Source organism: Pseudomonas sp. Ant30-3, assembly GCF_000690905.1.
Classification (GTDB): domain Bacteria; phylum Pseudomonadota; class Gammaproteobacteria; order Pseudomonadales; family Pseudomonadaceae; genus Aquipseudomonas.
This window is the reverse complement of record NZ_JMCL01000088.1, coordinates 1-18,776: the sequence shown is the minus strand read 5'-3', so window position 1 is coordinate 18,776 and position 18,776 is coordinate 1. Positions and strand designations below refer to the sequence as shown.

Below are 18,776 nucleotides of genomic sequence, written 5' to 3'. Positions count from 1 at the left end.
TGGCGAGGGAGCTTGCTCCCGCTGGGTTGCGCAGCAACCCCGAACTGTGGACTGCGGTGTATCAGGTACACCGGGTGCAATGGTTTAACGACTGCTACGCAGCCGAGCGGGAGCAAGCTCCCTCGCCACACGAGCCAGCCTTCATATAAAGTCCGTGCAAGGCCATACATATGCCCACCGCCCTTTACCGCTTCATCTTCGCAATAGCACTTTTATTGCCATTGGCCGCACACGCCGGCGATGCCGAAGACTTCGTCGCCGCCAATCCCGTGCAGCAGGCCAAGCTTCTCGAATCGTGGGCCGCGCAGCCCGATCCGGCGCGTATCGAACTGATCAACGCCCTGCAACAAGGCGTACTGACGGTCGACGGTCAGCCGAAGACCCTGCGCCTGAATAACCGCCTGCGAGGTCTGATCGACACCGCATTGGCCAGTCACCAATTGCTCGCCGCCGACGCGAAGATCCGCTTGGGCGCTGCGCAGCAACTGCAAAAAAGCGCCAAACCGGCGCAGCTGAAATTCCTCGACCTGCAACTGGCTAACGAGAAGGACGAGTCCGTCCAGTCAGCCCTTAGCCTGGCCCTGGCCAACCTGCAGCTGGTCGACAGCGACCCCAGCGTGCGCCTCGCCGCCGTGCGACTGCTCGGCGAAACCGGCGATCCACTGGCACGCACGCGACTCGAAGGCTTGCTCGAACCAGGCATCGAAAGCGACGCCACGGTGCGCACCGCCGCCGAAACCAGCCTCGCGCAAGTCAAACGCAAACTGCTGATCGGCGAGATGCTCGGCCAGGCCTTCAGCGGCATGTCGCTGGGCTCGATCCTGCTGCTCGCCGCCCTCGGCCTGGCGATCACGTTCGGCCTGCTCGGCGTGATCAACATGGCCCACGGCGAGATGCTGATGCTCGGCGCCTACTCGACGTATGTCGTGCAACTGATGTTCCAGCGCTACGCCCCGCAGGCTATCGAGTTCTATCCGCTGATCGCCTTGCCGGTGGCGTTTTTTGTCACCGCCGCCATCGGCATGGCGCTGGAGCGCACGGTCATTCGCCACCTCTACGGGCGCCCGCTGGAAACGTTGCTCGCCACCTGGGGCATCAGCCTGATGCTGATTCAGCTGGTGCGCCTGATGTTCGGCGCGCAGAACGTTGAAGTGGCTAACCCGGCATGGTTGTCGGGCGGCATTCAAGTGCTGCCGAATCTGGTGCTGCCGTACAACCGCATCGTCATCATCGCTTTCGCGCTGTTCGTGGTGGTGCTGACCTGGCTGCTGCTGAACAAAACGCGCCTGGGTTTGAACGTGCGCGCAGTTACGCAGAATCGCAACATGGCGGCGTGCTGCGGCGTGCCCACCGGCCGCGTCGACATGCTCGCCTTTGGCCTCGGCTCGGGCATTGCCGGCCTCGGCGGCGTTGCCCTCAGCCAGATCGGTAACGTCGGCCCCGACCTCGGCCAGAGCTACATCATCGACTCATTCCTGGTGGTGGTGCTCGGTGGCGTCGGGCAACTGGCGGGCAGTGTGCTGGCAGCCTTCGGCCTGGGCATCGCCAACAAGATTCTCGAACCGCAGATCGGTGCGGTGCTCGGCAAAATCCTGATCCTCGCGCTGATCATTCTGTTCATCCAGAAACGTCCGCAAGGCCTCTTCGCACTGAAAGGACGGGTGATTGATTAATGAACCAGCCTCTAATGCTCACAGCTACTCAAAAGGCCGGCCCGAAAGTCACGATCGCAGTCGGGGCCGTCATTCTCGTCTTGCTGCTCGCATTGCCATTGCTTTCGCTTTTACCTGCCGACAGCGCATTTCATGTGTCGGCCTACACGCTGACGCTGATGGGCAAAATCCTCTGCTACGCGATCGTCGCTTTGGCGCTGGATTTGGTCTGGGGTTACGCCGGTTTGCTGTCGCTGGGCCACGGTCTGTTCTTCGCCCTCGGCGGATACGCGATGGGCATGTACCTGATGCGCCAGGCCTCGGGCGATGGTTTGCCGGCCTTCATGACATTTTTGTCGTGGACCGAATTGCCGTGGTACTGGACCGGCACCAGCAGCTTCCTCTGGGCGATGTGCCTGGTGGTGCTGGCGCCCGGTTTGCTCGCGCTGGTGTTCGGTTTTTTTGCCTTCCGCTCGCGGATCAAAGGCGTGTATTTCTCGATCATGACCCAGGCACTGACCTTCGCCGGGATGCTGCTGTTCTTCCGCAACGAAACCGGGTTTGGCGGCAACAACGGCTTCACCAATTTCCGCACGATTCTCGGTTTCGGCATCACCGAGCCCGGCACCCGCGCGGTGCTGTTTTTCGCCACGGTGGTGTTGCTGGTGGCCAGCCTGTTTATCGGCTGGCGGCTGGCTCAAAGCAAATTCGGTCGGGTGCTGACGGCGTTGCGCGATGCGGAAAATCGCTTGATGTTCTGCGGTTACGACCCGCGCGGTTTCAAGCTGTTCGTGTGGGTCTTGAGCGCGGTGTTGTGCGGTCTGGCCGGGGCGCTGTATGTGCCGCAAGTCGGCATCATCAACCCCAGTGAAATGTCGCCGACCAATTCCATCGAGGCCGCGGTGTGGGTCGCGCTGGGTGGACGCGGCACATTGATCGGGCCGCTGTTGGGCGCCGGCGTGGTCAACGGCATGAAGAGCTGGTTCACCGTGGCATTCCCGGAATACTGGCTGTTTTTTCTTGGCGCGCTGTTCATCATCGTCACCCTGTACCTGCCCAAGGGCGTGATTGGTCTGCTGAAGAAAAGGGGCGAACAATGAGAGTCACGCCAACCGCCGAGTTCATGCTCGAACCGGTACTCGAACCGAGCGTTCTTGATCCAAACAAGGATGCCGGCAGCAGCCGCGACGCCATCGGCCTCGGCCAGCGCGCTGGCAAAGGTCTGGACACCCGTCATGGCACGATCCTGACGCTGGAAGACATCAGCGTCAGCTTCGACGGTTTTCGTGCGCTGAACAATCTGAACCTGTACATCGGCGTCGGCGAGCTGCGCTGCATCATCGGCCCCAACGGCGCGGGCAAGACCACGCTGATGGACGTGATCACCGGCAAGACCAGGCCCAGCCATGGCAAGGCCTGGTTCGGTGAAACCCTCGACCTGACGTTGATGAGCGAAGTGCAGATCGCCCAGGCCGGGATCGGGCGCAAGTTTCAGAAGCCGACCGTGTTCGAAGCGCTCAGCGTGTTTGAAAATCTGGAGCTGGCGCAGAAGACCGACAAATCGGTGTGGGCCAGCCTGCGTGCGCGGTTGAGTGGCGAACAGCAAGACCGTATCGCCGAGGTACTGGAGACGATTCGCCTGACCACGTCGGTCAATCGTCCGGCAGGCTTGTTGTCGCACGGTCAAAAGCAGTTCCTGGAGATCGGCATGCTGCTGATGCAAGACCCGCAACTGTTGCTGCTCGATGAACCGGTGGCAGGCATGACCGATGCGGAAACCGAATTCACCGCCGAGCTGTTCAAACGCCTCGCCGGTAAACATTCGCTGATGGTGGTGGAACACGACATGGGCTTCGTCGGCTCCATTGCCGACCACGTCACCGTGTTGCACCAGGGCAGCGTACTGGCCGAAGGCTCGCTGGAGCAGGTGCAGGAGAATGAGCGGGTGATCGAGGTTTATCTCGGTCGTTAGCCGAATAATTGTGATCCCTACTCTTCCCTGTAGGAGCTGTCGAGTGAAACGAGGCTGCGATCTTTTGATCTTCGCCAGGCACATTCTGAAAGATCAAAAGATCGCAGCCTCGTTTCACTCGACAGCTCCTACAAGAGATTGAGGGAGGTCAAGCAGGCGATTTGGAACAGAAGGAACTTGAACATGCTGCAAGTCGACAAACTGCATCAGTACTACGGCGGTAGCCACATCCTGCGGGGCCTGACGTTTGAAGCGAAGGTCGGCGAAGTCACGTGCCTGCTCGGGCGCAACGGCGTTGGCAAAACCACCTTGCTCAAATGCCTGATGGGTTTGCTGCCCGCCAAAGAAGGCGCAGTGAATTGGGAAGGCAAGCCGATCACTACGTTCAAGCCACATCAGCGGGTTCACGCGGGCATTGCCTATGTGCCTCAAGGCCGGGAGATCTTCGGGCGCCTGACCGTCGAAGAAAACCTGCTGATGGGCCTGTCGCGGTTTCCGGGAAACGAAGCCAAAGAAGTGCCGGCATTCATCTACGAGCTGTTCCCGGTGTTGCTGCAAATGAAGCAGCGACGCGGAGGTGATTTGTCCGGTGGCCAGCAACAGCAGTTGGCGATCGGTCGCGCGCTGGCCAGTCGGCCACGCCTGCTGATTCTCGACGAGCCCACCGAAGGCATTCAGCCGTCGGTGATCAAGGAAATCGGCGCGGTGATCAAAAAGCTCGCAGCACGCGGTGACATGGCTATTTTGCTGGTGGAGCAGTTCTACGATTTCGCCGCAGAACTGGCCGATCAATACCTGGTCATGTCCCGGGGTGAAATCGTTCAGCAGGGGCGCGGCGAAAACATGGAAGCCGAGGGTGTGCGCGGCCTGGTCACGATCTAATTTGCAGCACGGAAATCATGAATTTACCTGTCTCAACTGCCCTGTTTACCCCCAGCTGGCACGCCGAACTGGAGCTCGGCTACGCCCGATTCGGCGCCAGTACGCGCCCGGTCCTGCGTCGGCATCAAGGCCCGTTGCGCGTGCAGAAACATCTGTATGCCGAAGGGCCACAAGTCTGCCAGCACATCATCGTCCACCCGCCCGGCGGCATTGCCGGAGGCGATCGGCTGGACATCTCGGCGCACGTCGGTGCGGAAGCCTGGGCGCAAATCACCAGCCCCGGCGCGGCCAAGTGGTATCGCGCGGCCGGGCCGGCCTATCAGCAACTAACCCTCAAAGTTGCCGAAGGCGCGACGCTGGAATGGCTGCCACAGGAGACGATCATCTTCAGCGCCGCTCAGGCCGAACTCAGTACGAGCATCGAGCTGGAAGGTGACGCGCGGCTGTTCTACTGGGACGTCGTGGCACTGGGTCGACCGGCCAGTGGCGAGCGTTTCGATCGCGGGCATTTCCAGGCGCACCTGCAGATCCGCCGCGACGGCCAGTTGCTCTGGCACGAACGTCAGCGCATTGTCGGGGCGGACGGTCTGCTCGATTCGCCGATCGGACTGGATGGCCAACCGGTGTTTGCAACGTTGTTGGTGACGGGGGAAATTGATGCCGATTTACTCGAGCAATGCCGCTCGCTGAACAATGATGTGCGCGGCGATCTGACCCAGCTGCCAGGCTTGCTCGTCGCCCGTTGCCTGGCCAGCGAAGCGCTGTTGGCGCGAGGCTGGCTGATCGATTTGTGGCGTTTGCTCAGGCCAGCGTTACTCGGCCGGGAAGCCGTAGCACCCAGAATATGGAGCACCTGAAATGCCTGTCCCAATGTGGGAGCGAGCCTGCTCGCGATGGCGTCGGCACACACCACATTGAAGCCGCCTGATTAACCGCTATCGCGAGCAGGCTCACTCCCACAGGGGTGATGTATTTCAGATTTGAATACCCTTTTTAACTGCCGAATATGGATTCCAACGATGGACCTGACCCCACGCGAAAAAGACAAGCTGCTGATATTCACCGCCGGCCTCGTTGCCGAGCGGCGTTTGGCACGCGGCGTGAAACTCAATTATCCGGAAGCGATGGCGTACATTTCCGCAGCGCTGCTCGAAGGTGCTCGCGACGGTCAGACCGTCGCCCAACTGATGCACTTCGGCACTACCCTGCTGACCCGCGAGCAGGTGATGCAAGGCATCCCGGAAATGATCCCGGAGATTCAGGTCGAGGCGACTTTTCCCGACGGCACCAAACTGGTCACCGTCCACCAACCGATCGCCTGAGGCCGCGCCATGACTTACCACATCCGCGATGCGCTGCACGCCGACCTGCCGGCGATCCGCGATATCTACAACGATGCCGTGCTCAACACCACGGCCATCTGGAACGAACAGGCCGTTGACCTGGGCAACCGTCAGGCCTGGTTCAGCGCCCGGCAGTCTCAGGGCTATCCGATTCTGGTGATCGTCAACGGTGACGATGCCGTGTTGGGCTACGCTTCATTTGGTGACTGGCGCCCCTTCGACGGCTTTCGCCACACCGTCGAACACTCGGTGTACGTGCGCAGCGATCAACGCGGCAACGGTCTCGGTCCGCAATTGATGACCGTGCTGATCGAACGCGCCAGGCACTGCGACAAACACGTGATGGTCGCCGCTATTGAAAGCGGCAACGCCGCCTCTATTCATCTGCACGAACGCGCCGGTTTTATCACCACCGGACAGATGCCCCAGGTGGGCACCAAGTTCGGGCGCTGGCTTGACCTGACCTTCATGCAATTGACCCTCGATCCTGGCGCCGAACCCCCGCCCGCCAGCAAGGAGTAACGTGCGATGAACGATGCCCAACTGCGCCGTGTCAACGCTGAAAGCTTTGCGCATTATCGTCAGGGCCTGATTGATCTGCTGCTCGACGCCGTCGGTTATGGCGCGAGCGTCGGCTTCATGGCCGATCTCGACGCGGCTCAGGCCCGCGCCTATTTCGATGACGTCCAGGACAACCTCAACACGGGCAACGTGCTGCTGTGGGTGGTGGTCAAGGACGAACAGGTGCAGGCGAGTGTGCAACTGGCGCTGTGTCACAAACCCAACGGGTTGAACCGCGCCGAAGTGCAAAAACTGCTGGTGCGTGAACAGGCGCGTCGACGCGGATTGGGCCAGCAGTTGATGACCGCGCTTGAGACTGCGGCGCTGCAGCAAAAACGTGGAATGCTGTTTCTTGATACCGAAGCCGGCTCACCCGCGGAAGATTTCTACAAGGCCTTGGGCTACACCCGCGCGGGTGAAATTCCCGACTACGCCTGCGACCCGAGCGGCCAGTACAAACCGACCGCGCTCTATTACAAAATCCTGCAAGGAGCCCATTGATGATTCCCGGCGAATTCCGGATCCAGCCCGGCGACATCGAACTCAACGTTGGCCGCCGAACGATAAGCCTGAAAGTGGCCAACAGTGGTGACCGGCCGATCCAGGTCGGCTCGCATTATCATTTTTTCGAAACCAATGACGCCCTGACGTTCGATCGCGCAGCCAGCCGCGGCATGCGCCTGAACATCCCCGCCGGTACCGCCGTGCGCTTCGAGCCGGGGCAGAGTCGTGAGGTCGAACTGGTGGATTACGCCGGGCAGCGCCGGGTGTTCGGGTTTGCCGGGCGGATCATGGGTGATCTCGATTGATAGGTGCCCCGCTCCAAAAGATCGCAGCCTCGCTCCGCGAGTCAGCTCCTACAGGGCGGGGCCGGTGCGGGGTATGACTGATCGGTCCCACTCCGCGTGGGAACGCATCCCGTGACGCTCCGCGTCACAACAAGCGGACGCAGAGTATGGCCCCATCGCCAGCAAGCCGGCTCCTACAAAATCGCAGTCCAATGCTGATGTGCGGGTGAAATGCGATCCCCTGTAGGAGCCGGCTTGCTGGCGATAGCGAGCAACGCGAGCGGTCTCAAAAACAATTGAATCTCAAGGCATGCGCATGAAAATCTCAAGACAAGCCTACGCCGACATGTTCGGCCCCACCGTCGGCGACAAGGTTCGCCTGGCCGATACGGAGCTGTGGGTCGAAGTCGAAAAAGACTTCACCACCTACGGTGAAGAAGTGAAATTCGGTGGCGGCAAAGTCATCCGCGACGGTCAGGGGCAAAGCCAGCTCCTCGCTGCCGACGTCGTCGACACAGTGATCACCAACGCGCTGATCATCGACCATTGGGGCATCGTCAAAGCCGACGTCGGTCTCAAGGACGGGCGCGTTGCCGGCATCGGCAAGGCGGGTAATCCGGACGTGCAGCCGAACGTCACCATCGCCATCGGCGCCGGCACCGAAGTGATCGCAGGGGAAGGCATGATCCTCACCGCCGGCGGCATCGACACCCACATTCATTTCATCTGCCCGCAGCAGATCGAAGAAGCGCTGATGAGCGGCGTCACCACCATGATCGGCGGCGGCACCGGCCCGGCCACCGGCACCAACGCGACCACGTGCACCTCCGGCCCGTGGCACCTGGCGCGCATGCTTCAGGCCGCTGATGCCTTCCCGATGAACATTGGTCTCACCGGCAAAGGCAACGCCAGCCTGCCGGGACCGCTAATCGAACAGGTCGAGGCCGGCGCCATCGGCCTCAAGCTCCATGAGGACTGGGGCACCACCCCGGCGAGCATCGACAACTGCCTGAACGTAGCCGACCAGTACGACGTACAGGTCGCCATCCACACCGACACGCTCAACGAGTCCGGCTTCGTCGAAACCACACTCGGCGCTTTCAAGGGCCGCACCATCCACACCTATCACACTGAAGGCGCGGGCGGCGGCCACGCCCCCGACATCATCAAGGCCTGCGGTTTCCCCAACGTGCTGCCGAGTTCGACCAACCCGACCCGACCCTTCACCCGCAACACCATCGACGAACACCTCGACATGCTGATGGTGTGTCACCACCTCGACCCGAGCATTGCCGAAGACGTGGCCTTCGCCGAAAGCCGCATTCGCCGCGAAACCATCGCCGCCGAAGACATCCTGCACGACCTCGGCGCCTTCTCGATGATCAGCTCAGACAGCCAGGCCATGGGCCGCGTCGGCGAAGTCATTACGCGCACCTGGCAGACCGCTGACAAAATGAAAAAACAACGCGGCCCGCTGCCTGGCGATGGTGAGGGCAACGACAACTTTCGCGCGAAACGCTACATCGCCAAATACACCATCAACCCGGCAATCACCCACGGCATCAGCCATGAAGTCGGCTCGGTGGAAGTGGGCAAGTGGGCCGATCTGGTGCTCTGGCGCCCAGCGTTCTTCGGTGTCAAACCGACGCTGATCCTCAAGGGCGGCGCCATTGCCGCAAGCCTGATGGGTGACGCCAACGCCTCGATCCCGACGCCGCAACCGGTGCACTATCGCCCGATGTTCGCCAGTTACGGCGGCTCGCTGCATGCCACCAGCCTGACCTTCATCAGTCAGGCCGCGCGGGAGGCAGGGCTGCCGGAAACGTTGGGGTTGAAGAAGAAAATCGCCGTGGTCAAAGGCTGCCGTGACGTGCAGAAAACCGATCTGATTCACAACGACTATTTGCCAGACATCGACGTCGATCCACAGACGTACCAGGTCAAAGCCGACGGGGTTTTACTGTGGTGCGAACCCGCCGACGTGCTGCCCATGGCGCAGCGTTATTTCCTGTTCTGACCTCTGGAAACCGCTGGAACAGGCAAAAAAAAGCCCCGAAAGCACTGTCGCCTTCGGGGCCGCTCCAAACAGAAATCAATCCACCGACTGCACCGTAAACGGCACTTCGGTTCGCTGCAGCTTCGCACGCTCGATGGCTTGCTTCGTCAGGGTTTTCTCCAGCGTTTTGATAGCCGTGAACTGCGCCATTTCATCCTCGCCTTCCATCCTGAGAGCCAGGTCGTTGAATTCCTGGCGATAGGCGTTTTCCAGGTAGGTCTGCCAGAAAGGCTGCTCAAGTATCCGGTCCACCAGCAAGTCGCCAGCCTCTAGCGCCAGCACCCTTGCCTCGGCCGCGTCAATCATCTCATGAGTCACCCGAGCCATGTTTCTGAAGAGCATGCCCCGCGCCTGCCAAGGCAAATCGAGACGCTCGGCGAGCTCAGTCATATACGCCAGATGCACCTCCACTTCGTCAATGTTGCCGGTGACGTCACCGTTGGCGGCAACTCGCCTGAACGTTTCGCCCTGTGCAATTCGATCGGAAACGCGGCTGCGGGCGATGGCGCCCAGCTCATTCAGGCGCGACTTGCCTCTGGCGAGTTCCACCAGCTGTGCTTCGACGAGTGCTGGATTCTGCAGCGCGTAGGCCTCGTGCACCAAGACCTTGACGCCTAGAGCGTTGAACAACTGCACCCCGCCGTCGCCGCATTCGGAAGGCACAACCGCCTCTGCAAACAGCTGCTCGCGCAGTTCGGCGTTTTCGCTCATGGCTTCGAGCATTCGCCACACCTTGGCGGTCAATGCGGCCCGGTAGCTCACATCACTCGCCATGAAATCGGCAGATTGAGTCAGCATCCGGATTTCATTGAAGAACGCCTCAGAGTTGAACTCATCCTCAAGATTGTCCCAAATCGGTATCTTTTCCTTGAGCACTTCCTCACTCATGCCCTCCCCCCAGTTCAGGCTGTCCACCAGTCCCAGCGGAGGGTAAGAGCGGTCCGGGTCCAGGCCGACCGACTCGGTATAAAGCCGCAGCTGCTCCAGAACATCGACCGGCATCCACTCGGCTTCGCGACTGACGATGGTGCGGGCGAGCAACTCTGCGCGAAAGGAGCCAGGGGCAACCTCTGGAATTTCGGTCAGGCGGTTGTCGCGAAGAATCACGCTGATATGCCGTGACCGCGACTGGCCGAACAGCCCGGGAGGCCAACGATTAATGCCTGTCTGCTCGAGATTGATCAGTTGGAGCTCAGGCATTTGGCTGATATCAGGCACGAGCCCCAAGGGGTTTCGTTGCAAGCCCATGGCTCTCATGCGCGTCAGCCCGCGCAGGCGTGTAACCGCTTGCGGCGTCAGCATGATGTGGTTGTAGCCCAGCATCAATTCGTTCAGATGGGGCAGGTTGCCAATGATCGGCGGCACGCCCGTCAACAGATTATGCCCAAGGTCCAGCGAGCGCAGGTTGCGGAACGGCTCAAGAAACTGCACCTGGCTACTCAGCAGATTACCGTCACGTATGCTCAAACTCGTCACATGGTCAAAGTTGGCGGCAAGCTTGGGGAAACTGGCAAGGTGCCGGCTCATAGGCAGGCCATCCAGGATCAGGCTTTGCGCGCCAATGATGCCTGGTGCATCGACCCCTGCCGGCCCTGTCCTCTGCCAACACTGCCTGATCAATCTGTAAAGTCGATCTCGCGACTGCCACTCAGCCACGCCCGCAGGGCTGAAGCGGAAGGAGATGGTCGGAGAATTCATCCATCGCTGCAGCGAACGGTTCAACTCGTTGAACTCGGTTTGCAGGGCCGCCACGCGCGCGTGCGCCTCGTCGCCGAACCCACTGATCAACGAGCTGACCTCCTCATCGGAGAAAGCCGGATATAGGGCTCGGACCCGCTGCCTGAGCATAGGCTCGTCGACCAGTTGTCGATACCCCTGCATTCCGCCTCGAAGGCGCATCTTGTCAGGGACATAGGCCGGCTTTCGATCCGGATGCTCATCCAGAATCGCTTCGAACCGCTCCCGTTCAAGGGGCGAACGTTGCAGATCGAGCCTGAGCCGCTCGCCTTCGTAGATGTCGTACCCCAGCGCACTGCGCTCGTCGTCTGGCAACGCCCGCAACAGCGACGCGTAAAAATCGTCAGAACCGTGCAAATGCTGGTTCGACTCATCGCGCGCCTGATAGCTGCCCTCGTCTTCAAGCACCAGCACTTTGCGGACAGTCGCGTTTTCCGGGCCCACACTGGCTTTCAGTTCCCCGGTGAAAGAAAACGCCCGCACTTCGATTCGGACGTCGTTCGACCAGCCTGGCAAGTTGGCCAACGACGCCAGCTCCAGCCTGCGCGTGTCGTTATTTTCCAGATTTTCAAGATATAGCCCTTCATAGGCACGACTCACGCGCACTTGCTGTTGAGCCTTGCGAGCCTGCTCGTGCATGCGCAGGGGAAGGCTCGACTTTTGTTGCAGATGCTCGAGATCAGCCGGAGTAGCGTCTTCCATCAGCCGTTGCACGACGGCTTCAGGAAGTTCGGGATAGGCAGCGGCCAGACGATGATGTGTTGTCCTGCTGGAGGCCTCCTGCTGTTGGTATAAGGACTCGAACAGGCGCTTGCGGTGTTTCACGGCGTCGTTGGCCAGCCGCTCTTTCAATGCCTGGATGCGCGCCTGTTTGTCAGTGGAGATTGCCTGACCGAGCAAGTCATGAATTTCTTTTTCAGTCAAAGTGTCCAGCGTCTTACGCGGCAACTCACCGGCGCAAAATTCGCTTCGGGTCAGCGTGATGCGGTCTGCGGGCGCGGCGTCAATGTTGCCAATGACGGTTGAATCGCCGCTCAACTCAGCCCCTTCGAAAATTTCGACGGCCCTGTTTTGCGGCCAGCGAGACAAATCGGTCATCAGGCTGGTTATTTCGTCCATCAGCGTTTCGGGTGGCTGGCCGGCCAATATCTGCTCGCTGACTTCGCCGGCTTGCGCATATAGACGGAAACGCTTGGCCGTATCGGCCAGCATGACGGGTGGCCTTTCAAGTTCCACATGCAGACGACGCAGAACGTCTTCCGAAACACCGGCCACCGTATGGATCTGCTCCTGCGTTTCGGCGGGCCATGGCTCAGCGCAGGCATTGAAGCGTTGGGCCAGACGTGCCTTGTCCCAGGTCAGCGGCTGGTCGACTTCGGTTTTCCAGGCCCCCGCACCGTTGTGCTCGACAACGGGCTGATAGGCACCCGGTCGGGTCGGATGTTGCAAGCGATGCTGCCCAGACTCTATGTCGTGGCTGACCGCATAATGTTTGTCATCCAGCGGCAATACATCCCGCCCCTCGTGTTGATAAATTCCCAGGCGATTCGCCTGGGCGGTTTCGGGCAGCACGGTGGCATGCTCGTAAGCTTTGAGGTCGGGATTCCACAGCCGCTCTTCACCGTTAATCTGCACCGGTTTGAGCTGCTCCACAAACGGCGACGGCTTGATCGGCACGACCTTCTCCGGCAGCACGTGCCCCGCCCCCATCAGCGCCAGTTGAGCGAAGTTGATCAACACGCCCGTGAAGTACGCCGACGCTTGTTCTTTATCGCCGTTGCTCCAGTCCTCGACGCCTTCGGCCAGCTCCGCGAGCATTTGCCCGACCATGATGCCCAGCATTGCCTCACCCAGACCGGGCACCAGCATCGCGCCGAAGTTGAATATGTTCCAGCCGATCTCCAGCACACTGGTCAGGCGCTTCCAGCGGGTGGCTGCGTCTTCATCGCCGGTAGGCACCGCAATGCGTCGGGCATCGGCGATGGCCTTGCCACGTCGCAGCAGGAACAGCGTGCGCCACAGGTCACCTTCAAGAATGTTGGTGATCGGTTCGGCATTAGGGTTTTCGATCACGGTTTCGCGCCACCACGGCCCCATATCCAGCGGTTCGCGCTGCTGCCAGGTGAAAGTCTTCAAGCGCTCGTTGACCCGGGAGAAAAATCGCCCTTTGTCCTTCTGCTCGACGAAGCGGCTGAAGAATTCCTGATACTGCGGGGTGCGCAACTGGCTGAGCAAGGTTTTCATGAAGTCCGCCAACGAGGCGTACTCTTTCAGCGGTTGGTCCGGATCATCGGGTATGTAGGCGATCAAGGAACCGCTCAGGCGAGTCTGTTGATAGATATCGTCCTTGCGCAACATGTCTTCGACGACGCCCTGAGGGCCATTGGCAAAGAAATTTTGAAGAAATTTGAATTGCGAATATTTGTCGCCGGGCAAGAACGGCAGGCGACGGGACCAGTCGAGCCAGAACTTCAGGCCCTGGGGCGTCAGTGCTTCGATAGCTTTTTTGACCTCCGACGGTTCACTCACGGCACTGAACAAAACAATCCCGCTCATCTTGAAACCCATCAACGACAAACGATGGTTGAGCAGCGGACGCCCGGACAAGGTCAGCTCCGATTTACCTTCGACGACTTCGCGAAGGCAATCGTAGCCAGAAGCGCTGACATCGCCTTTCAGACGAGCAATGAGTGCAGCCATTCTGAACGCGGCTTTCTCACTGGCGATCGAGCACGCCTGCAAAGCGCGTTGGGCAGCGGGATCCTGCGGCTGCAACTGCGCTTTGATGTGCGTTTGATATTGCTTGCCGATGTCGAGCTCGCGGCAAATACCGGCAAACCGTTGCGGGGTGATTTCGTCGATGCGCAGGGGATTGCCTTGCGCGTCATTACGAAATACCCCTGACCCGCTTCTGAACGCATCTGCTTCGGTCTCCGGTTCTTCGAAGTTGTGCAGCGCTGCGGCAAGCAATGAACTGTGCCGCATGTGATTGGCGCCGGTATCCAGGCCAAAAATAATCGTGTCCGGAACATACAACTTCAAAGACAACGTTTCGGAGTCTTCAACAATATTGAAGTTTTCCTTTAACGAGGCTGCCAGTAACGGCTTGGCAAAAACATCAATGTCACTTTGCAGGTCAAGCAGGGCTGTGTTTATCTCCCCCTGCAATCGCCAGTGGTCGTCGATCAACACCTTGAGGTTCTGCTTGTCTGTGGCTGAGGCTTTGCTGTACCAATCAGGCGTCGTGGCGTTGAGCTTCAGCACGGGTTCAAGCATGGCAGGCGATGCATTTTTTATCGCAGCGGGAATGACGCTGATAACGCGATGTTCGTGAATACTTTTGTCGATAGGGCGCTCGGACAAAATGTCGGTCGAGTTGCTTCCTTGCACTTCAGACACTGGATATACCTTGGGGTGGTTAGTTGAAGACCTAGCCTATTCAAAGTCCACCAAAACAAAAGCGCGAATAACTGCTCATGCAACCCACATAAAACGCCTGCACGTTTCGAGAAACAGGCGGATGAATATATATCTGTACCGCACTGAATCTTGTTGAGTATGCCGCCCGCTCGCCGGAGGTTTTTTTCCGGGCCAAAGGAGCTACCATGTGCGACATTCAGCATGCTCAGGAACTCCCATGCGCCTTCCCGATTTCATCCGGCAACACGTAGACCGTATCGTCGATGAATGGGAGCAATTCGCCAAAACCATCACCCCGGCGGCAGACACCATGGATCGTGAGGCCCTGCGCGATCACGCCAAAGCCATTTTGCTGGCGGCCGCGCGGGACATGAACACCGCGCAAACGGCCAGCGAGCAACTCGCCAAAGCCAAAGGCGAAGGCGTCGAAAAAACCCCAAGTCTGTATGAAGCCAGTGCCAGCCATGGTGAGCTGCGACACACCGTGGGCTTCGATCTGGTGCAGATGACCAGCGAATTCCGCCATTTGCGTGCCTGCGTGATTCGCCTGTGGGTTGATGACCTGAAATCTCCGGACATGGCCTATTTTCAGGACATGATTCGTTTCAACGAAGCGATTGACGAAGCCCTCGCCGAATCGACGGCTGCCTATGCTGAACAGGTCAATCATTCCCGCGACATTTTTCTGGCCATCCTCGGCCACGATCTTCGTGCGCCGCTGCAAGCAGTCAGCATGTCCACCGAATTGCTCATGCGCAAAATCACGCTCGAAGACGATGCGCTCGCTTGCGCGATCAACATCAAGCGCGGTGCGCGGCACATGGCGGTGATGGTGGGTGATTTGCTGGAGCTGGTGCGCAGTCGTCTGGGCAAGAGTTTGCCGATCCAGCCTTTACCGATGGACCTGGCCGACACCGCGCATGCGGCGATTGCCGAAGCCTGCGCCGGCAACCCCGAGTGTGATCCGACGCTGACCGTGCACGGCGACACCCGAGGCGTTTGGGATGACGGACGGCTCAGCCAGTTGCTGCAGAACCTGATCGGCAATGCCTTGCAGCACGGTGCGAGCAAACGCGAGGTAACGCTGACGCTGACCGGTGAGGCCGACACGGTTCGTCTCGAGGTGCACAACTTCGGCACCCCCATCCCCGAAGAAGCCATTGGCACGATTTTCGATCCGCTGGTGCGCAGCGCGGATGAAGAGCCGGGACAACCGTCCACCAGTTTGGGTCTGGGTCTGTTTATCGTCAAGGAAGTGGTCAACGCGCACAAAGGCTCGATCGCCGTGAGCTCGAACGAGACCGATGGCACGCTGTTTACAGTGATATTGCCCCGCAGAATCTGAACAACAAACGCCCGCAGGAATTACAGATCCACCACCAACCGCCCCAACCGCTGCTTGAGCATGCTGTTTTCGGCCCGCAGCTGCTGAACCTCTTCGAGCAGATCAAGCGCGAGCGCAACCCCTTCCCATTCCAGCTCCAGGTCGTGCCGCAACTTGGCGGCACGCTTGGCCAGCGCCAGCTCCAAATCGTTAAAACGCCAATCCTTGGGCTCTGTGCCCTGCGGCTCCAGAATCCCGTGTTCGACGATTTCGATCACGTAAACGTCCGACAGATCCGACGCCTCGCAGAACTCTGCCATGTCCAGTTGAACGATCAGGGGGTTGCTCATAACGGGCTACTCCGTGTCTTCGATCAGAAATTTTCCCGCGGATTGAACGCGGCTTTGCGGGCCAGCTCCTGCCATAACGCCTTGACCTCATCGTCTGCAGTTTTCGGCATGACGGCCTTGAGCTGCACGAACAGGTAGCCACGTTCGCCCGCTTTGTTCAGCAAGCCGTGACCTTTGGCGCGCATACGCTGGCCATTCTGGCTGCCGGCCGGCACCTTGAGGTTGATCTTGCCGGTCAGCGTCGGCACCGCCACTTCAGCGCCCAGGGCCAATTCCCACGGCGCCAGCGGCAAGGTGATGATCAGGTTTTCGCCTTCGACGTCGAACTTGGGATGCGGCGCGAAACGGATAATCAGGTACAAATCGCCGTTCGCCCCGCCACCAATGCCGGGCGCACCCTGCCCCTTGAGGCGGATGCGCTCGCCGTCGGTCACGCCGGCCGGAATCTTCACGTTGAGGCTTTTGGTGGTGTTGCTCACATGCTGGCCGGCAGCGTTGTACTGCGGCACCTGGAACGTAACCTTCTTGGATTCGTTCGCCAGAGTCTCTTCGAGAAAAACCGCTAATTCCATTTCCACGTCTTGCCCTCTACGTCCGGTGCTGCGACGCGACTCTCCACCACCATTGAAGCCCGGCCCACGGCTGCCGAAGATCGAACTGAAAAAGTCCGAAAAATCGCCCGTGTCCTGACCACCACCGAATCCGCCTGCACCGCGACCTTGCCACCCGGGCGGGCCCTGAAACGGCTGGCCATGCTGACCATACTTGCGCAGGTCGTCATATTCGGCGCGCTTGTCGGCACTTTTCAGCGCCTCATAGGCTTCCGACGCGTCCTTGAATTTGGACTCGGCGTCTTTTTCCTTGCTGACATCGGGGTGGTACTTGCGCGCGAGTTTGCGATAAGCGGCCTTGATGGTCTTATCGTCCGCGGTCGGTTCCACACCGAGAATCTTGTAATAGTCTTTGAAGTCCATCGTGGGAATCACCATCCATTATCGAAATCGCGCAGCCAGGTACAGCATGCTCTTGTTTGGCGGTGTCTGGATTGACCGATCTCAAGGGTGTGACCGGGCGGCGCAGCAGAAGTTTATCGGCAGCGGCGGGCGGTTCTTGCGACCGCCCGATGGCTGCCAGAGCCAATGCAGACAAGTTTGGGGCATCCGGCCATCTTATCAAGGCGCTTGTCAGTGATTTAGCGGATAGTCGGCCTTCGAATCTGTGCCGCACTGACATACACTGCGCGGCCGTTTTTTAACCGGAACCCGAAAGACATGAAGAACGCATCTCCAGCCCGTGCCTGCGGTATCGACTTCGGCACATCCAACTCCACCGTCGGCTGGCTGCGCCCCGGCATGGAAACGCTGATCGCGCTGGAGGACGACAAGATCACTCTGCCATCTGTGGTCTTCTTCAACATGGAAGAACGCCGCCCGGTGTACGGCCGCCTGGCGCTGCACGAATACCTGGAAGGCTACGAAGGCCGGCTGATGCGCTCGCTCAAGAGCCTGCTGGGTTCCAAACTGATCAAGCACGACACCAGCGTCCTCGGCACAGCCATGCCGTTCAAGGATCTGCTCGGGTTGTTTATCGGCCAGTTGAAGCTGCGTGCCGAAACTGCGGCCGGTCGCGAGTTCGAGGAAGTGGTGTTGGGCCGCCCGGTGTTTTTCGTCGACGACGATGAAATGGCCGACCAGGAAGCCGAGAACACCTTGGTCGATGTGGCCCGTGCCATCGGTTTCAAGGACGTGTCATTCCAGTACGAACCGATCGCAGCGGCCTTCGACTACGAGTCGACCATTGAGAAAGAAGAGCTGGTGCTGATCGTCGACATTGGCGGCGGTACCTCCGACTTTTCCCTGGTGCGGCTGTCGCCCGAGCGGCGCCACTATGACAACCGTCATGACGACATCCTCGCCACCGGCGGCGTACACATCGGCGGTACCGATTTCGACAAGCAATTGAGCCTGCAAGGCCTGATGCCGCTGTTCGGTTATGGCAGCCGGATGAAGAGCGGCGCGTACATGCCGACCAGCCACCACATGAACCTGGCGACCTGGCACACCATCAACTCGGTGTACTCGCAGAAATCGACCCTGGCCTTGGGCAGCATGCGCTACGACATCGAAGACACCGGCGGCATCGACCGTCTGTTCAAGTTGATCGAGCAACGCGCCGGGCACTGGCTGGCCATGGAAGTGGAAGAAACCAAGATCCAGCTGACCCACGCCGACAGTCGCCACGTGCCGCTGGACCGCATCGAGCCGGGGCTGAGCGTGGAGCTGAGCCGGGCGCTGTTCGAGTCGGCCATCGACAACCTGCTGGAGCGCGTGCGCAACAGCGTGACCCGGTTGCTGACCGACGCCAATGTGCGCGTGGATCAGGTCGACACGGTGTTCTTTACCGGTGGTTCGAGCGGGATTCCGGCACTGCGCAACAGTGTCTCGGCGATGTTGCCGAACGCGCGGCATGTGGAAGGCAACATCTTTGGCAGCATCGGCAGCGGTTTGGCGATTGAAGCCGCCAAGCGTTACGGCCCGATGGATTGACACCAACACCCTGTAGTAACGGGGATCCCTTGTGGCGAGGGGATTTATCCCCGTTGGACTGCGCAGCAGTCCTAAAACCATTCACTCAGTAATCCTGAAGAAATGCAGGGACTGCTTTGCAGTCCGACGGGGATAAATCCCCTCG

The 18,776-nt window shown here is 59.8% G+C and carries 15 protein-coding genes; 12 read left to right on the top strand and 3 right to left on the bottom strand.

The genetic code is table 11. From position 1 onward, the window contains the following. Positions 1-170 precede the first annotated feature (170 nt). The 10 genes from urtB (at position 171) to ureC (ending at position 9,215) form a co-directional block, all read left to right on the top strand. Positions 171-1,673, top strand: coding sequence for an urea ABC transporter permease subunit UrtB (urtB, locus tag DU29_RS0120875; protein ID WP_028623432.1), 1,503 nt, complete (start codon positions 171-173; stop codon positions 1,671-1,673). Continuing rightward, entirely contained in the window at positions 1,673-2,752 is a 1,080-nt protein-coding gene (gene urtC / locus DU29_RS0120870; protein WP_028623431.1) for an urea ABC transporter permease subunit UrtC, read from the top strand. Before urtB ends, urtC begins: the two co-directional genes overlap by 1 nt. Beyond that, complete coding sequence (gene urtD, locus DU29_RS0120865) at positions 2,749-3,624, top strand: urea ABC transporter ATP-binding protein UrtD (RefSeq protein ID WP_028623430.1); 876 nt, start codon at positions 2,749-2,751, stop codon at positions 3,622-3,624. The genes urtC and urtD overlap by 4 nt, the downstream gene beginning before the upstream one ends. A 183-nt stretch (positions 3,625-3,807) precedes the next feature. After that, positions 3,808-4,506, top strand: coding sequence for an urea ABC transporter ATP-binding subunit UrtE (gene urtE / locus DU29_RS0120860; protein ID WP_028623429.1), 699 nt, complete (start codon positions 3,808-3,810; stop codon positions 4,504-4,506). Positions 4,507-4,523: 17 nt separating this feature from the next. Then, a complete protein-coding gene (locus tag DU29_RS0120855; protein ID WP_028623428.1) occupies positions 4,524-5,363 on the top strand; it encodes an urease accessory protein UreD in 840 nt (279 codons plus the stop codon). A gap of 162 nt (positions 5,364-5,525) precedes the next feature. Then, complete coding sequence (locus DU29_RS0120850; protein WP_028623427.1) at positions 5,526-5,828, top strand: urease subunit gamma; 303 nt, start codon at positions 5,526-5,528, stop codon at positions 5,826-5,828. A 9-nt stretch (positions 5,829-5,837) separates the two neighbouring features. Beyond that, complete coding sequence (locus DU29_RS0120845) at positions 5,838-6,371, top strand: GNAT family N-acetyltransferase (RefSeq protein ID WP_028623426.1); 534 nt, start codon at positions 5,838-5,840, stop codon at positions 6,369-6,371. A 6-nt stretch (positions 6,372-6,377) separates the two neighbouring features. Then, positions 6,378-6,911 carry a GNAT family N-acetyltransferase gene (locus DU29_RS0120840; RefSeq protein WP_028623425.1) on the top strand — a complete coding sequence of 178 codons (534 nt, stop codon included), beginning with the start codon at positions 6,378-6,380 and terminating at the stop codon, positions 6,909-6,911. After that, positions 6,911-7,219 carry an urease subunit beta gene (locus tag DU29_RS0120835; protein ID WP_028623424.1) on the top strand — a complete coding sequence of 103 codons (309 nt, stop codon included), beginning with the start codon at positions 6,911-6,913 and terminating at the stop codon, positions 7,217-7,219. The genes DU29_RS0120840 and DU29_RS0120835 overlap by 1 nt, the downstream gene beginning before the upstream one ends. A 295-nt stretch (positions 7,220-7,514) precedes the next feature. Next, positions 7,515-9,215, top strand: a complete 1,701-nt coding sequence (ureC, locus tag DU29_RS0120830; RefSeq protein WP_028623423.1) for an urease subunit alpha — start codon at positions 7,515-7,517, stop codon at positions 9,213-9,215. A 75-nt stretch (positions 9,216-9,290) separates the two neighbouring features. Here ureC and DU29_RS0120825 read toward each other — a convergent pair whose 3' ends face one another. Then, entirely contained in the window at positions 9,291-14,390 is a 5,100-nt protein-coding gene (locus DU29_RS0120825; RefSeq protein WP_028623422.1) for an NEL-type E3 ubiquitin ligase domain-containing protein, read from the bottom strand. 238 nt (positions 14,391-14,628) lie between these two features. Between DU29_RS0120825 and DU29_RS0120820 the strand changes: the two genes are divergently transcribed. Next, positions 14,629-15,756 (top strand): sensor histidine kinase, encoded by a 1,128-nt coding sequence (locus tag DU29_RS0120820; RefSeq protein WP_028623421.1) that lies wholly within the window; start codon positions 14,629-14,631, stop codon positions 15,754-15,756. Positions 15,757-15,776: 20 nt separating this feature from the next. Here DU29_RS0120820 and DU29_RS0120815 read toward each other — a convergent pair whose 3' ends face one another. Together DU29_RS0120815 and DU29_RS0120810 are read right to left on the bottom strand one after the other, a co-directional pair. Further along, the gene (locus DU29_RS0120815; RefSeq protein ID WP_028623420.1) at positions 15,777-16,085 is read right to left on the bottom strand and encodes a chaperone modulator CbpM; all 309 of its coding nucleotides are present in this window, start codon (positions 16,083-16,085) and stop codon (positions 15,777-15,779) included. 23 nt (positions 16,086-16,108) lie between these two features. Beyond that, positions 16,109-17,059, bottom strand: a complete 951-nt coding sequence (locus DU29_RS0120810) for a DnaJ C-terminal domain-containing protein (protein WP_028623419.1) — start codon at positions 17,057-17,059, stop codon at positions 16,109-16,111. A gap of 297 nt (positions 17,060-17,356) precedes the next feature. Between DU29_RS0120810 and DU29_RS0120805 the strand changes: the two genes are divergently transcribed. Further along, complete coding sequence (locus DU29_RS0120805) at positions 17,357-18,631, top strand: Hsp70 family protein (RefSeq protein ID WP_028623418.1); 1,275 nt, start codon at positions 17,357-17,359, stop codon at positions 18,629-18,631. Positions 18,632-18,776 lie beyond the last annotated feature (145 nt).

What these genes read in the sequence shown, in the direction of transcription:
- DU29_RS0120845 (WP_028623426.1), top strand. Translation starts at nt 5,838, where the DNA reads ATGACTTACCACATCCGCGATGCGCTGCACGCCGACCTGCCGGCGATC.
- DU29_RS0120810 (WP_028623419.1), bottom strand. Translation starts at nt 17,059, where the DNA reads ATGGACTTCAAAGACTATTACAAGATTCTCGGTGTGGAACCGACCGCG.
- DU29_RS0120805 (WP_028623418.1), top strand. Translation starts at nt 17,357, where the DNA reads ATGAAGAACGCATCTCCAGCCCGTGCCTGCGGTATCGACTTCGGCACA.
- DU29_RS0120850 (WP_028623427.1), top strand. Translation starts at nt 5,526, where the DNA reads ATGGACCTGACCCCACGCGAAAAAGACAAGCTGCTGATATTCACCGCC.
- DU29_RS0120835 (WP_028623424.1), top strand. Translation starts at nt 6,911, where the DNA reads ATGATTCCCGGCGAATTCCGGATCCAGCCCGGCGACATCGAACTCAAC.
- urtC (WP_028623431.1), top strand. Translation starts at nt 1,673, where the DNA reads ATGAACCAGCCTCTAATGCTCACAGCTACTCAAAAGGCCGGCCCGAAA.
- DU29_RS0120855 (WP_028623428.1), top strand. Translation starts at nt 4,524, where the DNA reads ATGAATTTACCTGTCTCAACTGCCCTGTTTACCCCCAGCTGGCACGCC.
- DU29_RS0120815 (WP_028623420.1), bottom strand. Translation starts at nt 16,085, where the DNA reads ATGAGCAACCCCCTGATCGTTCAACTGGACATGGCAGAGTTCTGCGAG.
- DU29_RS0120840 (WP_028623425.1), top strand. Translation starts at nt 6,378, where the DNA reads ATGAACGATGCCCAACTGCGCCGTGTCAACGCTGAAAGCTTTGCGCAT.
- DU29_RS0120820 (WP_028623421.1), top strand. Translation starts at nt 14,629, where the DNA reads ATGCGCCTTCCCGATTTCATCCGGCAACACGTAGACCGTATCGTCGAT.
- ureC (WP_028623423.1), top strand. Translation starts at nt 7,515, where the DNA reads ATGAAAATCTCAAGACAAGCCTACGCCGACATGTTCGGCCCCACCGTC.
- urtB (WP_028623432.1), top strand. Translation starts at nt 171, where the DNA reads ATGCCCACCGCCCTTTACCGCTTCATCTTCGCAATAGCACTTTTATTG.
- urtD (WP_028623430.1), top strand. Translation starts at nt 2,749, where the DNA reads ATGAGAGTCACGCCAACCGCCGAGTTCATGCTCGAACCGGTACTCGAA.
- urtE (WP_028623429.1), top strand. Translation starts at nt 3,808, where the DNA reads ATGCTGCAAGTCGACAAACTGCATCAGTACTACGGCGGTAGCCACATC.